A 15,247-nucleotide genomic window follows, 5' to 3' on the forward strand; every position below is an offset into this window, starting at 1 on the left:
CCCTTGCCGCACTTTCCCCTCCTGTTCCTCAGGAGGATCACATGGCAACAACAGCAGTAAAGAAGACCACCAGTAGGTCCTGGCGCGTCGTGGACATTGTGGTGGCGGCCTTGATCGCCGTCGCCGGCGGCGTCATCTTCTGGGCCTGGTCCCAGGGGGCTGCCGCTGTCTCGGCCCCCATGAACGCCGTCTATCCGCCCCTGACCGGCCTGATCGCCGGCGGCTGGATGATTCCGGCCGTGCTGGGCATGCTCATCATCCGCAAGCCGGGCGCCGCGCTGTTCTGCGAAACCGTGGCCGCCACCGGCGAGCTGCTGATGGGGTCGCAGTACGGTGCCTCCGTGCTGTTCTCCGGCTTTGTCCAGGGCCTGGGCGCAGAGATCATCTTCGCCATCTTCGTGTACAGGAAGTTCAACCTGCCGGTGTCGCTGCTCGCCGGTGCCGGGGCGGGCCTGTTCTGCGGCCTTAACGACTCTTTCGCCCCGTGGGGCTGGAACATCGCGTACTCGGGCGGGGACAAGCTGGCGTACATCATCTTCACGGCAGTCTCGGGTGCCATCATTGCCGGGGCACTGTCCTGGATCGCCACGCGCGGCCTGGCGAAGACCGGAGTCCTGGGCTCGTTTGCCTCGCGGAAGGCAGCAACGGAGCCAGTCTTCTCCTGATGACCGCTCCATCCCATCACGGGGCGCCGGCTGCGGTGCGTCCGGCAGCCATCAGCGCCCGCGGTTGGGGCTGGCGGCACGCCGGACGGGCCAAACCCGCGGTCCGTGCCCTTGACCTGGACATCCAGCCGGGGGAGCGTGTGCTGCTCCTCGGCCCTTCCGGAGCGGGCAAGTCCACCCTCCTCCATGCCCTGGCGGGGGTCCTGGGCGATGTTAACGACGACGGCGAGGCCGGCGAATCCGACGAGTCCGGTTCGCTGCTGGTTGACAGTGCCTCCCCGCGGGAGCAGCGCGGCCGCGCCGGCCTGATGCAGCAGGACCCGGAGACGCAGGTGGTCCTCTCCCGGGTGGGTGACGACGTCGCCTTCGGCGCCGAGAACCTTGCGGTGCCCCGCGATGAAATCTGGACGCGCGTGCACGAGGCGCTCGACGACGTCGGCCTGTCCCACCTGCCGCTGGACCACCCAACGTCGGCCCTGTCCGGCGGGCAGAAGCAGCGGCTGGCGCTCGCCGGCATCCTTGCCATGCGGCCCGGGCTGATCCTCCTCGACGAGCCGACAGCCAACCTGGACCCTGCCGGGGTGCTGGAGGTCCGCGATGCCGTGGCGCGCTGCCTGGACAAAACCGGGGCCACCCTGGTGGTGGTGGAGCACCGGGTGTCCGTGTGGAAGGACCTGGTGGACCGGATCGTGGTGCTGCAGCCCGGTTCGTCCACGGAGTCCGCAGTGCTTTTGGACGGTCCGCCGGACCAGGTGCTCAGCGAGGCCAGGAGCATGCTCATTGCGGCCGGTGTCTGGGTGCCGGGCTACGTTCCGGAAACCAGGCAGCGCACGGAGGGCCCGGTGCCCGGGACCGGCGACCTTCTCCTCGCCGCCGAGGAACTGGCGGTTTCGCGGGCACGGGCCCGCCGCAAGGGGTTCCGGAAGCTGCCGCCGGTGCCCGTGCAGCAGGGCATCTCCGCGCAGGTCCGCGCCGGGCAGGCGCTGGCCATCACAGGGCCCAACGGCGCGGGAAAGTCGACGTTCGCGCTGACCCTTGCCGGGCTGTTGGAGCCAGTTGCCGGCAAGGTCTCCGCCACCCTGGCGCTCAGCCGGGGTGCGGGAATTGATCCTTACCGGTGGAAGGCGGAGCAGCTGATCGAGCGCGTGGGGACCGTTTTCCAGGAGCCTGAGCACCAGTTCGTCACCGGGAAAGTCCTGGACGAACTCCTGTTTGGTCCGCAGCATCTTGGCCACGGGGCGGAGCGGGTGGACGAGCTGCTGGAGCGGTTGCGGCTGACCGAGCTTGTTGACGCCAACCCCTATACGTTGTCCGGCGGGGAAAAGCGGCGGCTTTCCGTGGCAACGGTTCTGGCCGCGCATCCCCAGGTCCTGGTCCTGGACGAACCCACGTTCGGCCAGGATGCCAACACCTGGGCCGAACTGGCCTCGTTCCTGTCCGAACTCCTCGACTCCGGCACCGCGGTGGTCTCGGTGACCCATGACGCCGAGTTCACGGCGGCCCTGGGCGGGACCGAACTGCGCATGGCCGCAGCGCCGGCGGTGGCATCATGAGGCAGGAACTGAACCTGCAGGCAAACCATGCCCTGCTGGCCCGCGCCAACCCGCTGAGCAAGTTCGCTGCTGTGTTTCTGGTGACCGCGGTACTGGCGCTCTCCATCGACTGGGTATCAGCTTCGGTAGCGCTCGTCTTTGAGCTCCTGTTGTTTCCACTGGCCGGCCTCACCCTGGCGCTGTTGTGGCAGCGGGGCTGGCCGCTGATCATCGCCGCAGCCGTGGGCGGCTGGAGCACCTCCATCCTGGCGCCGGACAGCGGAAAGACGCTGATCGACGTCGGCCTCTGGACCATGAGTGAAGGATCGCTGGAACTCGGAGCCGGTTTTATGCTGCGCGGGCTGGCAATCGCGCTGCCGGCGGTACTGCTGATGAGCTGTACTGACCCCACTGACCTCGCCGACGCACTCGCGCAAAAGGCGCGGCTCCCACACCGCTTCGTGCTGGGAACGCTGGCAGCCATGCGACTGGTGGGATTGCTGGCTGAAGAATGGCAGACCATCGGCATGGCCCGCCGTGCCCGCGGGGTAGGCTCGCGAGGCAACGCGCTGCGGCGGGTGAAGGCCACGCTGGGGCAGAGCTTCGGACTACTGGTCCAGGCGATCCGGCGAGCGTCGCGCCTGGCGGTGACCATGGAGGCGCGCGGCTTCGGTGGCGGAACCCGGACGTGGGCGCGCGAGTCCACCTACAGCTGGTTGGATGCGTGGGTGCTGGGCGGCGGCGTGCTCGTGGCCGGTACAGCGTTTGCAACGGCGCTCTGGGCGGGAACGTGGAATATGGTCTGGTTGGGAAGTTGACGCGGGGTCTGGCCTGACTTTTGTATGTTCGTGGTCCTGAGTGACAGCAGGCGTGGGGCTTTGAGGCAGGGCGCGCCTTTGGGGCCGGAACTCAGAAGCAGGAATAGTCGTAGTCGAATCCGCCCGAAACAAACTGGGTAAGCGTGACACGTCCGCCTGCCGTCAGCGGCGGGTTGGAACAGTTGCCCTTCGCACCCGTCACCGAGCGTGCCCCCGCCAGCCAACTGGGCAGCGAATACAGGCTGCTTGAGCTGCCGATGGTTCCCACGATCTGGCTCCATTGGGAGCCTGTCGAATAAATCCCCACACCCTTGACGTTGATGCTCCGGAAGAAGTCCGTCATGCCCTCCAGGACTGCCCGGTTGGCGTCCTTGTCTGAGGTGGACCAGCTGTTTCCGGTCTCCACGTCCAGCCACCAGACGTAGCCGGCGGGGTTGCTGATGCCCCGGATGTAGGCGTCGTCCCAGGCCTTGGCGTAGCCGTATATGTAGGCGCAGGCTTTGCCGTAGTCCTTCGGCTGGCAGGGGCCGTAGGGGTTACGGACGGGGGTGCCGGAGGGATACTCGTCACTGCTGGGCCACCACGAGCCGGCCCTGCCCGGGTTGGCGGTGTTGACGTACAGGGAAACCTTCGGCTGGGCGGTGCCGCCGGACGATGTTGCGGCCCATTTTAGTTGTTCCGCCAAGCAAGGGTTCGTAGTGTTCGCAAGGCCATTGTTTACGCCCACGATCCCGAACGCCTGGCCCTTGGGAAGGCCCGTGCCGCACTGGGGCCAGGAAACGTCATTGCCAAGGAGCGTCGAGGTTCCCGCGCCGGGAGATGGCGCAGCGGACGCCGGCCAGGCAGGGATCAGGAGCATGGCCAGCAAGAAAGCTGCCCATGCGGCCACCGCTCGCGTGCGTGGTAGTGTCCGTGGCATGGCCACCTCCATGGGTGCTGAGGGGAGAGATCTTCCCAGTGTCCTCGTTGAGGCGAACAGGGTCAAGAATCTACCCCAGCGGATTTCTATCGCATGTAGCGGGTAAATGTTCTCCGAAACTCGCAGTATGTGCGATATTCCGGCCTCGCTAACTCATTTATGATATATTTTCTGCATGACGCAGGAGACCACGGAACACGTTGCCGCCATGCTTCGGGACGCCCGGAGCGAAAAAGGATGGACCCAGGGCCAGTTGGCTTCGGAGCTCGGCACCAGCCAGAGCGCCATCGCCAGGATGGAGCAGGGCAAGCAAAACCTGAGCCTGAAAATGATCCAGCGCCTCGAAACCATTTTTGGCAGAAGCATCGTCAACGTGGGAAAACCGCAGATGACGCACCTTCGGGTGGAAGGCGGACGGACCCTGTCCGGTGCTGTGGACGTCAACAGCAGCAAGAATGCCGGAGTGGCGTTGCTGTGTGCCAGCCTGATCAACAGGGGCACGACAATACTCCGACGCCTTGCCCGCATTGAAGAGGTCAACCGCATTGTGGAGGTGCTCACCAGCATCGGCGTGGAATGCACCTGGCTTAACGACACGGACCTTCAGCTCCGCCGCCCGGACATCTTGGACCTGGACGCCATGGACGTTGAGGCCGCCCGCCGCACCCGAAGCGTCATCATGTTGCTGGGACCACTCCTGGATGAGTCCTCCGTGTACCGGCTTCCGTATGCCGGCGGTTGCGACCTTGGCACCCGCACCGTGGAGCCGCACATGCAGGCGCTGCGCCAGTTCGGCCTCAGCGTGGAAGCCACCCAGGGTTTCTACACCGTACAGGCCCCGTCTGCCGATACCCGGGACCGTTCCTTCGTGCTGACCGAGCGCGGCGATACCGTCACCGAGAACGCCATCATGGCAGCGGCGCACCGCGAGGGGACAACGGTGATCCGCAACGCCAGCCCCAACTACATGGTGCAGGACCTGTGCTTCTACCTGCAGATGCTTGGTGTCAGCATCGACGGCGTCGGTACCACCACGTTGAAGATCACAGGCCGTCCCATGATCAATGCTGACATCGAATACTTCCCGTCCGAGGACCCCATCGAGGCCATGAGCCTCATTACCGCCGGTATCGTCACCAATTCCGAGGTGACCATCCGCCGCGTGCCCATCGAGTTCATGGAGATTGAACTGGCCACACTGGAGCAGATGGGCCAGCGGCTGGAGATATCCGAGGAGTACATGGCCCGCAACGGCCGGACCCGGCTGGTGGATGTGACCACCAAACCGTCCGAGCTGCACGCTCCCGAGGACAAGATCCATCCCATGCCGTTCCCGGGCCTGAACATCGACAACCTGCCGTTCTTTGCCGTGATTGCCGCAAATGCAAACGGGCAGACCATGATCCACGACTGGGTCTACGAAAACCGGGCCATCTATCTCACGGAGCTGAACCGGCTGGGGGCGCAGGTGCAACTGCTGGATCCGCACCGGATCTACATCAACGGGCCCACCAGGTGGCGCGCGGCAGAGGTTGGCTGCCCGCCGGCGCTCCGTCCGGCGGCCTGCCTGCTGCTGGCAATGCTGGCCGCAAGGGGGGTGTCCGAGCTGCGGAACATCTACGTCATCGAGCGCGGTTACGAGGACCTGGCGGAGCGGCTCAACACCATCGGGGCCAAGGTGGAGTACTTCCAGGACTGACCATTCACGCTTCGTCATGAAGTGTTGAGGGCCTTCAATATGCCCTGCTCTGTCGCAGAATGTGAGTATGCGTACATTCGGCGTCGAGGAAGAACTCCTGATCGTTGATCCGGGAAGCGGTGAACCGTTGGCCTTGGCTGATGCACTGCTGTCCGTGCGCCGGATGGCAGCTGATGACGCTCCGGATGATCCCCATGTTCCGGACACCCAGGGCGGCCACGTTCTTAATGCCGGCGACGGGATGGGCCTGAGTGCCGAACTCAAGCTGGAGCAGATAGAGACCCAGACAAGGCCATGCCTGGAATACGCAGAGCTTCTGGAACAGATCCGGGCCGGCCGGGCGCTTGCGGACAAGGCCGCCAAGAAGAACAATGCACGCGTGGCCGCCCTGGCCACCTCGCCGCTTGGGCTGTCCAGCCACACCACTCCTGATCCCCGCTATGCCAAGATGCTGGAACGGTTTGGCCTGACCGCCCAGGAGCAACTGACGTGCGGCTTCCACGTACACACCTACATCGAGTCGCACGATGAGGGCGTGGCAGTGCTGGACAGGATCCGCGACAAGCTGGCTGTGCTCACTGCCCTCAGCGCCAATTCACCCTTTTGGAACGGTCTGCAGACCGGCTTCGAGAGCTACCGCACGCAGGCGTGGAACCGCTGGCCCACCGCCGGGCCGTCCGGAATCTACGGGAACTACCCGGCCTACCGCCGTGTGGTTTCCCGTCTCCTGGATACAGGCGTGATGCTGGATGAAGGGATGCTGTACTTCGATGCCCGCCTGTCCCGGAACCATCCAACCGTTGAGGTGCGGGTGGCGGACGTCTGCCTTCGGGCCGAGGACGCCGCGCTGATCGCCGTCCTGGTGCGGGCGCTTGTTGAGACTGCCAGCCGGGAGTGGCACGACGGTGTGGATCCCGCCCCCGTGCCTACAGTAATTTTGCGCATGGCGTCCTGGCAAGCAAGCAGCGAAGGACTTGGCGGAGAACTGCTGGACTTTGGGACTTTTCGGCCGGCGCGTGCCACCGATGTGGTCCGCTCCCTGGTGGATTATCTGGCCCCCGTATTGCAGGAGCAAGGCGAACTTGCCTTGGCCCGGCAAGGAGTTGAGGATATTATTTCGCGCGGAACTGGGGCAGTTGAACAGCGGCGGGTCCGGGACAGTACTTTGGCAGCCTCAGCACCCGGCGATCTTGGTTTCGGCGCTGTGGTCAGGCACGCGGTGGAGGTTACTATGCGTGGCTCCCTGAATCTTTCCACGGTGGATGATGCACCGGAACTGCTGCGTGTCAGGCAGTCCTAGCGGCCAGCCCTTTTGGCAGTCCTCGGCAGTCCCAACGGCAGGCCTAACGAGAGGCGTCACGGGACCGAGGAGGATTCGCTGAGCCAGCGGTGCCTCCGTTGCGGGTGGATCTTGCGCAGGCGTCAGGAATCCGGTGGCGTCGGTTGCTTGGGTTAGGAGTCCGGGTAGCCAGTAGGGTGGTTGGTGGTTGCGTTGTTCTGCTTTGTAGTGGCGGCCGGTGGGTGAGGTCCAGCCGGGTGACTTCGTCCCACTGTCGGAGGCCTCAAATTCATCCAGCACCTCTTCCGCCGCCTCGGCTGTTTGGCGGTGTAAACGGGCCACAGGGCGGAGGCAACCTTTTTGGATGAAGCGCATCGAGGCCCGGATCAGGTGCACGACGCAGGTCTGGAGCCTCGTGGCAGGCCACGTCGCTGCAACGGCCTCTGGGAAGCCGGTGAGCCCGTCACAACAGACGATGATGGTCGATCTGCAGATCACCGCGAGCACCGCGCAATGGCTGACCACTGGTTACCTCCTCACGATGGCGATCGTCATTCCGCTCACCGGTTATCTGATTGCGCGCTTCCCGCTCCGCCGTGTCTATCTGACCGCCATGACGCTTTTCTCGATCGGCACTCTGATCGCAGCGCTCGCACCCGGGTTCGAGATTCTCCTCGCGGGCCGGATCGTGCAGGCGTCGGGCATCGCAGTCATGCTGCCGCTGCTGTACACCACCGTGCTCAGGATCGTGCCGCCAACCCACCGCGGCCGCATGATAGGCGTCATCTCCATCGTGGCCCTGTTGCAGGGGCGAGGCGCGTGTCACTACTCATTAGCTGTTTCCTAGGTGTTCGTAAGATTGATCGGCTCGGGGTCGGAATCCACAGGATCACCGCCCGGACAGATCACCACGCCATCGCAGAGCTTGACCTGTGAAACTCGGGCAGCCTATGCTCCCACAACCACGCACGCCGCCTCATCCACCCGCAGCCGCCACTAAAGAGCGGCCCGACTAACCAGCAGGGAGCCGCTCACCTCTGCCCCTTGACACCAGAACCTACGAATCGGGTAACGCCGACTGCTTCAGTTATGCCGGTAGGAGAGGGGCTTCACATCAGAGGTCTGGGCGCGCACCACGATGGTACGGGTCCGGAAGCGCCATTGGCCGTCGACGTCGCGAACGATCTCGTCCTCGTAGCGCCCGAATGCACGCGGGACCGGGGCGGTGGCATCGTTCTCGGCCAGGGTGACCCAGAACGACACGCATCTGGCCGTGTCGCCATCGACGTCGATCAGCGGTTCGACCACGACGTGCTGGTAACCAAAGTCCGCCGGTTGCGCGTGGCGCTTCGCGAAATCCAGCAAGGCAACTTGTCCCTGAGCGCTGGTCGGGGCGAAGTCAACACCTTCTCCTCTCCCCCTGAAGGCGCCGTCCGCAGTGAAGCAAGCGACCCATCCGTCGCTGTCACCACGGTCGATAGCGTGACTGTAGCGGTAAAGCAAGCGTGTGATCGCCCGTTCGTCTTCGACTAGGGACAGCCTTTTGGCAAGATCTTCAGACACTTTTTAGCCTTTCGGTCGACGATAAATGTTGACTGAACGTCTGTCGTTTGGAGGGTTTAAACCATCGATTGGCCCAGCTCGTCCGCATCAGGCGCTGAAGCGATCGATCTCGTTGGTCGCCTGGAGTGCAACGAGCGGGATCTGGCGACCGGTTCCCGCTTGATACTCCTCGTAGGGCGGATAGACCTTCTTCATGAATGCCCAGATCTCGTCGCGCTCGGTTCCCTGCAGTTCGCGCCATGTCGCCCGGAACGCCTGGCCGCCGATCTGGAAAGCGACCTCGGGGCTGGCGGTGATGTTGAGGTACCAGGCGGGAGGGACGTCCGCTCCGCCCTTCGACGCGATGATGATCACTTCGCCGCCGACGCAGCCATAGATCAGGGCCACTATGTGCCGCTTGCCGCTCTTGCGTCCGACGTTCTCGAGCAGCAAACAGGTCGTGAATGCCAGCCCACCGACTGCGGTGAAATCGACGATATGACCTTTAAGACCACCGGACTCCAGGTATCCCGCTACGTGGTCGACCATCCAGTCGACCCGTGCGCCGTGGCCGCGCGCGCCCACGTGCGGCCACACTTCGGCTCCTCCAGCAGATGTGAACCGCGTCACGGTGATCCTCCCTTGCCTGTCACTGATACTCGATCCAGATAGGTGAACTCGACGGTCTCTTTATTTCTCACCGGTGAGGAGCCCACCGTCGACGCGCAGCGTCTCACCCGTGACGTATCGCGCCTCGTCCGAAAGCAGGAACGCCACGACGGTGGCCCGGCATAGTGCTCGACGCGCATGCCGCTCGCTCGGCGTTTGACGAAGGTGCGAACGACTCCCAGGAGCCGGGACCCGACCCGGACCTGGTTATCGGTATCACCCTTGAGCATTGCCCTGCGCCAGTTCCGAGATGTGGTTCCACTTCTCCCATGTGGCCAACCGCTCGGCGTATTCGCTCTTCACAAGATTGAACGGAGCCGTGCCGAAAAAGACCCGCAATGGCGGCTTCTGCGCATCGACTACCTGAAGGAGCGCTACGGCGGACGCCTTGGCATCGCCGAGCGGCGCCTGGTTGGCGGCCCGCCTTTTCGCGGCCTTCTCCCGGTATTTATCGTACTCAGGGTTCGGTGCCGAGGTCGGGTTGGGGGCCTCGTACCCTGGCGTCAAGAACACGCCAGGCTCAATGATGGTCACATGGATACCGAAGCCCGCGACCTCATCAGCCAAGGCCTGCGAGAAGCCCTCCAGAGCCCACTTGGAAGCGTGGTACATGCTGAACAGTGGAAACGTCGAGACGCCACCGAGCGACGACACCTGGATGATGTGTCCACCGCCCTGCTCGCGCAAGAAAGGCAACGCGGCCTGAGTTACCCAGAGGGGACCGAAGAAGTTGGTCTCCAGCTGGCCGCGCGCCTCATCCTCGGAGATCTCCTCTATGCACGCGACGTGCCACGTACCTGCGTTGTTGACGACGACGTCAAGGACGCCGAAATGCTCGTGTGCTTTCGCGACCGCGGCGAAGTCAGCCTCTCGATCCTTGACGTCGAGCTGGATGGGCAGGATTGCATCACCGAACGTCTCAACCAAGTTATCCAGCGACGATGAGTCGCGCGCCGTCGCGGCGACTCGGTCGCCCCGCTCTAGTGCCGCGGTTGCCCACTCCCGGCCGAAACCGCGAGAGGCCCCAGTGATGAACCACGTCTTTGATGAATTCACTCTTTCCACCCACATCTCTCCACGGCTTTTGTGGCAACGAGAATCTCAGGTCAATAACGATCGTATTGGATTCGAAACCACTTTGCTAAAGGCCGTCGTTGAGATGTGCTCATGCCCGGCCTGGTGCTGGACGAACAAAGCGTCCATGCCTGATTCGATCAGATGGGTGACGTCGTCGGGCGTCTCGAGGAACTGACCTGGTATAGCGAGCTGAGCGATCGCTTGCGTGGGCCGACCGAAGCAAAGCAGATACTGCGAACGTCGTGGCGCTGACCGGCATCCGGTCAACGCCGGCCGGTGCGCACGAGCCCCATCGCGGACGTGGCCGCCCCGGTCAGCTGGCTGGGTGGGCGGGTTTGACGTTCCGGAAGCCGTGCACGAAGTGATAAAGCACCCCGGCGAGAAAAGTGACGACGGCGAGAAGGCCGAACATGCCGCGGAAGCCGGTCAGCGGCAGCAGCCCACCGAGAACGAGCGGACCGACTCCGAAACCGGTTTCCATCACCACGAAGAACGTCGATGTTGCAACGCCGATCCGGTTCCGGGGTGACATCGTGACGGCGATAGCCTGCGCGCTCGGCAAGAGACTGCCGAAGCCGAAGCCCATGAACACGGCGGAGAGCACCACAACGAACCAGTTGGGTGCGATCCCGAGAAGGCCGAGGCCAACAGCGAAGGAGAGCAACGCCGGGTAGATCGCGGCATTGTCACCGAGACGATCCTGCATCCGGCCGACGAAGAGGCGTGAGATGAGCGTGACGGTTGCGTAGACGAGAAAGAACGCACTGGCCGCCACGACCATGTTCTCTGCCTGGGCGAAGGAGTTGAGGAATGTCAGCACCCCGGAGAAGCCGATCGCCGCGACGAACATGACGCTGCCCATCGCCAGCGCCGCCGGCTCGAACATGTCGATGGGGCGCATGCGCCACTTGTTGGCGGCCTGTTCCGGCGTCGGCTGATGTTCAGGCAGACGCAAGAACAGGGCGAGGATCAGCCCAACTGCCGCAGACGCCGAGCTTACGGCGAACACCGCCTCGTACGTCACCGAATCAATGAGCAGGACAGCGAGAAATGGGCCGATGGCATTGGCCAGGGTGGCCGAAATACCGAAGTACCCGATTCCCTCGCCGCGCCGTAGGACCGGGATCAGCGAGATGATGGATGCCGCGAGGACCGTGCTCGAGGCACCTAATGTCATCCCGTGGACAGTCCGGATCACCACCAGCAGCATGAGGTTGTCCGCCGGAATATAGAGAATTCCGGCGATGACGAACACGACCAGTGCGATCAGAAGCATCCGGCGTCTGCCGACGAAGTCCAGGAATTTGCCGGCGAAGATGCGGGCCAGGACCGCGCCGAGAACAAAGCAGCTCGCCGTGAGGCCGGCCGCGGACTGGGAAGCGCTGAACTGCTCAACAGCGAAGAGCGCCATCATCGTCATCAGCAGGTAGAAAACCAGGGTGATGCAGAAATTGACAGCGGAAGCGAGGACGAAGCCGGTGGACCACAGCTTCGGTTCACACTTCGCCACGACTGCACCCTTCCGCCGGAAGTCCGCGTCACCGGAGGTGGCGAGCGGAGTGCCAGCTTACACGACCCAGGGCTGGAGATTGGATTCGAAGCCATGTTTCTTTGCATACGATGCCTAAGTGGCTTGGTTGAGCCGATTACCGCTGATATGTAGGAGCGGAGGCAGCAAGGATACTCCGTGGACGTCCGCTCGTCCCGGGGAGCCATCCGGTCGGCGCCCTGGGAGGCCTCCGCCGTCCTGATAGACCAGCTTTTCGAGGATCTCACCGACCTGCTGAAGCTTGACGGATCGACCGCCAGGACATCGCCACCTTTGTCCTGTCCGGACTTCCACCCCGGCAGGCAGATAAATATGACGTCCGGTTCGCCCAACAGTTCCTCGTCATCGCCGCGGACATGACCGGGGCATTGATCCGAGGATGGACCCATCCGACATGAATCGCCCAGGAACTCGCACTCCGCTGCCTCTTTGACCAGGTCGAAATCATCCAGGACCTGTACGACCTGGACCTCCCGGACGACTGGCGGGGCATGCTGGAACAACACATGCTCGAAGACACCGACAGCGAGATGCTCTACCAGAACGCTATGGACGGCTTCGAAGGCGACGTCGAGCTGAACATGCAACTGGGCTTAGCACCCATGAAGTCCTCCGGGGAGGCGAAGACCCGGCCCGGCAGGAAGGACGTCTCCAGGAACTGGTTGGCCCGCTCCACCACACCCTTGCTCTCCGGGTCGTAGGGTTTGACCTGCACGATTCGGGTGGCCAGGACACCGGCGAACGCTGCGACTCCGGCGGCGTAGCTGTTCCGCCGGCCGATGCCGGTTTCGTTGTCCCAGATCAGCCGCCGCGGAACCGCGCCCAGGGATCCGAGCAGCTCCCAGATTCCGGCCAGTAGGTCCCCGGTCATCCGGGACGGGATCATCCGGGCCATGATGAACCGTGAATGCGAGCAGACCATCACCAGCACCGGCAACACTCTGGCCTTACCGGCACCAACGGGTATCCGGATCTCCGGGAACCACAGGTCGCACTGCGCCTGATCGCCGGGATCGTACGAGATCCGGTCAGCTGGATCCGCCGGGGCATACTCGGGCCGGATCCTGGCAACGTTCTCGCGGAACCAGGCCGGGGACCCAGATCAGCCCACCCGTTCAGCCAACACCGTCGCCGGCATTCGCGGGTTCTCCAGCAACAGCGCACGAATAGCCGGTTCCACAGCCCTGATCCCGCAGTCCTGCGGCGCCCGGACGTAGGTCGGCGGACCGTCAGAACTGACTGCTTTCCGCGACCGTGTTCCTGGAGACCCCCAACCCCGCCGCTATCGACCTCATTGACTCACCCTCGGCCAGATACAACCGCCGAATACGCGCCCAATCCTCCACTGTGATCACCCACCCAATCGTTTGGAACGGGTGGCTCACTTTTCAACCGTCACCGACAGCCGGTTGTCAGCCGCACGCCTAGCTTTTCCGCTGCTCTGTCCAGTTGGACTCTAGGACCCTCTCAGGGGTGTGTGCTCAATAGCTGATTTCGACCCTAACCTGACAGGTGTTGGGGGATCAGTACTATATTGACCACTGGTTACGTCGATTTCCCAGCATGTGAAGGCTCAGGGGCGCGCGGCGTGAGTACGTTACTGGGGCTGCGGTTAGAAGGCGTTAGCCCTGCTAGGACGGGCTTTGCTGCTTGTCGCATGGCCGACTAGGGCTGTTTTGATCGCTGCCGGTGCGAAGAGAACATTGACAAGAGATCTAGGTCACTTTATCGTTCTATATTGAGCGCTCAAATTGTAGCGCTCAGAAGTTTGCTGGCCACCGAACGCTGAACTGCACGCGCAAAAGCTTGTTGCGCCACTGACTCAAAAATGATGACTCCAGAGATTACTGGGTCCAAAAACACAGGTGGTCAAAGATGACACAATCTCTATCGGCCGAGGCTCGTGCCGGTCGGTTCACTTCGCACGTGGAGTCTTTCTGCGTGTCCGGAGCCCGCAGAAGATCCCCCATCTCAGTTACTGGAAGGCGGAATCTTGTTCACCATTCCTCGTGATCGTGTCGTGTCCATAGACCCGTATTCGGATGCGTCCACGAGCGACCATATAGCGGCGCACGACGAGTTGCGCGAAGCGGGCGAAGTCGTCTACTTGGAAAAATACGGGGTCTACGCCACTGGTCGCTTTGACATCGTCGATCGGCTTTTCCGGGAATGGCAGACTTTCGAGGTTGGTTCCGGCATCGGGTTGGTCAATATTCGAAGGGGACCCGACCCGCAGGAAGCACTCGGGATCCTCGAAGCGGATCCGCCGTGGCATGACTCGATCCGGCGCGCGGCGAGTACGGTCATCGGACCACGAAAATTGCGCGCTCTGCGTCCTGTCTGGATGGCCGAGGCGAACACGCTGATCGACGGACTGGCCGGTCGTGACCGCATCGACGGTGTCTCTGACATATCTCATGTCTTCCCGCAGCGGGTATTTCTCGAAGCCCTGGGAATCCGCAATCACGAGCAGGTAGATCTCGCGCTCTTTGGCGCATATCTCTTCAACCTATCCGGCCCCCCTAATGAGCTTTCGCATTACATGGAAGACCGAATTCCCCCGATCTGGGAATGGATTGCGGAAAACACGCGGCGAGAAGCCCTCGTGCCAGGCAGGATCGCCAGCGATGTCTGGGACGCACGGGATCGGGGCGAGATTACCGATCAGCAAGCAAGTGACATCGTGTTCGCGTTGTTGGCGGCGGGGGTCGACACCACGGTAAACGGCATTTCGGCTGTGATAGCCGCGCTCGCGCGTCATCCTGATCAGTATCGACGGCTACGCGAGGATCCATCGCTTGCCCGTATTGCTTTCGATGAGGCACTTCGACTTGAAACTCCGATAACAGCGATGTTTCGGGCTGCAACCACCGACGTGGAACTGGGAGGAGTCACGATCCCTGCGGGAGAGAAGATTTTCCTCTCGATACTGGGAGCCAATCGGGACCCCCGTAGATGGGACCGCCCCGGCGAGTTCGACCTGGACCGAGATCCGTCCGGCCACCTGGCCTTCGGAATTGGTATACATCAGTGTGTGGGACAGCACATTGCACGACTGGAAGCGGAGAGCATGGTCACGGCGATTGCTCGTCGAGTCACATCAATGGAGCTCGCGGGGGACATTGTCATGGAACCCAACAACAGGATGCAGATCTTCGAGTCAATCCCACTCGCAGTCGAGTGGTGATCTGACTCAGAGGCTTAAAGACCACCACACGTTTCTTGCCAAAGGAGGCACGTTATGACTAATCCATTACCCGGGAACGGGTCACGGTCCGCGAGACTGCTCGGATCATGCCCCGAGACCACCATCCCTGCGGCACTAAGCGTGCACCGTCCGCGTGCTACGAGGTGTGCATGAGCGCGCCGGAGGGAGGGCAGGTCAGTCAGGCGGTCGTGGTGTCGAAGGAACTCCTCAACGACCGGGTCATCCGCATAACACTGTCGCGCCCGGATCACGGTCGCTTGCCGGATTGGACACCGGGAGCCCACATCGAC

At 63.0% G+C, this 15,247-nt stretch carries 12 protein-coding genes and 2 pseudogenes; 7 read left to right on the forward strand and 7 right to left on the reverse strand.

Annotated elements, in window-relative coordinates; translation table 11 throughout:
• Positions 1–41 precede the first annotated feature (41 nt).
• Genes BMX78_RS17020 through BMX78_RS17030 form a run of 3 tightly spaced genes read left to right on the forward strand, consistent with a single transcriptional unit; the run spans position 42 to position 3,015 of the window.
• Positions 42–665 (forward strand): ECF transporter S component, encoded by a 624-nt coding sequence (locus tag BMX78_RS17020; RefSeq protein ID WP_091421866.1) that lies wholly within the window; start codon positions 42–44, stop codon positions 663–665.
• Positions 665–2,218: an ABC transporter ATP-binding protein gene (locus BMX78_RS17025; RefSeq protein ID WP_091421867.1), complete on the forward strand. Its 1,554-nt coding sequence runs from the start codon at positions 665–667 to the stop codon at positions 2,216–2,218. The genes BMX78_RS17020 and BMX78_RS17025 overlap by 1 nt, the downstream gene beginning before the upstream one ends.
• Positions 2,215–3,015 carry an energy-coupling factor transporter transmembrane component T family protein gene (locus BMX78_RS17030; RefSeq protein ID WP_091421869.1) on the forward strand — a complete coding sequence of 267 codons (801 nt, stop codon included), beginning with the start codon at positions 2,215–2,217 and terminating at the stop codon, positions 3,013–3,015. Before BMX78_RS17025 ends, BMX78_RS17030 begins: the two co-directional genes overlap by 4 nt.
• A gap of 91 nt (positions 3,016–3,106) precedes the next feature.
• Here the strand turns inward: BMX78_RS17030 and BMX78_RS17035 are convergent, their stop codons facing one another.
• Positions 3,107–3,700 carry a glycoside hydrolase family 25 domain-containing protein gene (locus BMX78_RS17035; protein ID WP_353615452.1) on the reverse strand — a complete coding sequence of 198 codons (594 nt, stop codon included), beginning with the start codon at positions 3,698–3,700 and terminating at the stop codon, positions 3,107–3,109.
• 409 nt (positions 3,701–4,109) lie between these two features.
• On the opposite strand from BMX78_RS17035, the gene BMX78_RS17040 reads away from it, so the two are divergent.
• The 3 genes from BMX78_RS17040 (at position 4,110) to BMX78_RS17050 (ending at position 7,759) form a co-directional block, all read left to right on the forward strand.
• Positions 4,110–5,633, forward strand: coding sequence for a UDP-N-acetylglucosamine 1-carboxyvinyltransferase (locus BMX78_RS17040; protein ID WP_091421873.1), 1,524 nt, complete (start codon positions 4,110–4,112; stop codon positions 5,631–5,633).
• A 67-nt stretch (positions 5,634–5,700) separates the two neighbouring features.
• Positions 5,701–6,933 (forward strand): glutamate--cysteine ligase 2, encoded by a 1,233-nt coding sequence (locus tag BMX78_RS17045; protein WP_091421876.1) that lies wholly within the window; start codon positions 5,701–5,703, stop codon positions 6,931–6,933.
• A 343-nt stretch (positions 6,934–7,276) separates the two neighbouring features.
• On the forward strand, positions 7,277–7,759 hold the full coding sequence (locus BMX78_RS17050; protein WP_091421877.1) for an MFS transporter: 483 nt from the start codon (positions 7,277–7,279) through the stop codon (positions 7,757–7,759).
• Positions 7,760–7,995: 236 nt separating this feature from the next.
• Here the strand turns inward: BMX78_RS17050 and BMX78_RS17055 are convergent, their stop codons facing one another.
• From BMX78_RS17055 to istA, 6 genes and pseudogenes are all read right to left on the reverse strand, one after another.
• Positions 7,996–8,475, reverse strand: a complete 480-nt coding sequence (locus BMX78_RS17055) for a nuclear transport factor 2 family protein (RefSeq protein ID WP_091421880.1) — start codon at positions 8,473–8,475, stop codon at positions 7,996–7,998.
• An 87-nt stretch (positions 8,476–8,562) separates the two neighbouring features.
• Positions 8,563–9,084: a nitroreductase/quinone reductase family protein gene (locus tag BMX78_RS17060; protein WP_211482588.1), complete on the reverse strand. Its 522-nt coding sequence runs from the start codon at positions 9,082–9,084 to the stop codon at positions 8,563–8,565.
• Between the two features lie 60 nt (positions 9,085–9,144).
• Positions 9,145–9,270, reverse strand: a pseudogene (locus BMX78_RS23725) (SDR family oxidoreductase); the annotation flags it as partial.
• Positions 9,271–9,339: 69 nt separating this feature from the next.
• Positions 9,340–10,188 (reverse strand): SDR family oxidoreductase, encoded by an 849-nt coding sequence (locus BMX78_RS17070; protein WP_286139094.1) that lies wholly within the window; start codon positions 10,186–10,188, stop codon positions 9,340–9,342.
• A 325-nt stretch (positions 10,189–10,513) separates the two neighbouring features.
• A complete protein-coding gene (locus BMX78_RS17075; RefSeq protein WP_286139095.1) occupies positions 10,514–11,710 on the reverse strand; it encodes an MFS transporter in 1,197 nt (398 codons plus the stop codon).
• A 643-nt stretch (positions 11,711–12,353) separates the two neighbouring features.
• Positions 12,354–13,095 (reverse strand): annotated as a pseudogene (gene istA, locus BMX78_RS23475) (IS21 family transposase); the annotation flags it as partial.
• 647 nt (positions 13,096–13,742) lie between these two features.
• Between istA and BMX78_RS17085 the strand changes: the two are divergent.
• On the forward strand, positions 13,743–14,936 hold the full coding sequence (locus tag BMX78_RS17085; RefSeq protein WP_091421887.1) for a cytochrome P450: 1,194 nt from the start codon (positions 13,743–13,745) through the stop codon (positions 14,934–14,936).
• The last annotated feature ends 311 nt before the right edge of the window (positions 14,937–15,247 follow it).

It is taken from the genome of Arthrobacter sp. OV608 (assembly GCA_900110595.1).
In the GTDB taxonomy this organism is placed as follows: Bacteria; Actinomycetota; Actinomycetes; order Actinomycetales; family Micrococcaceae; genus Arthrobacter.

Bases quoted from the DNA above. Each gene is read 5' to 3' on its own strand.
- BMX78_RS17020 (WP_091421866.1), top strand. From the start codon at position 42: ATGGCAACAACAGCAGTAAAGAAGACCACCAGTAGGTCCTGGCGCGTC.
- BMX78_RS17025 (WP_091421867.1), top strand. From the start codon at position 665: ATGACCGCTCCATCCCATCACGGGGCGCCGGCTGCGGTGCGTCCGGCA.
- BMX78_RS17030 (WP_091421869.1), top strand. From the start codon at position 2,215: ATGAGGCAGGAACTGAACCTGCAGGCAAACCATGCCCTGCTGGCCCGC.
- BMX78_RS17040 (WP_091421873.1), top strand. From the start codon at position 4,110: ATGACGCAGGAGACCACGGAACACGTTGCCGCCATGCTTCGGGACGCC.
- BMX78_RS17045 (WP_091421876.1), top strand. From the start codon at position 5,701: ATGCGTACATTCGGCGTCGAGGAAGAACTCCTGATCGTTGATCCGGGA.
- BMX78_RS17050 (WP_091421877.1), top strand. From the start codon at position 7,277: ATGAAGCGCATCGAGGCCCGGATCAGGTGCACGACGCAGGTCTGGAGC.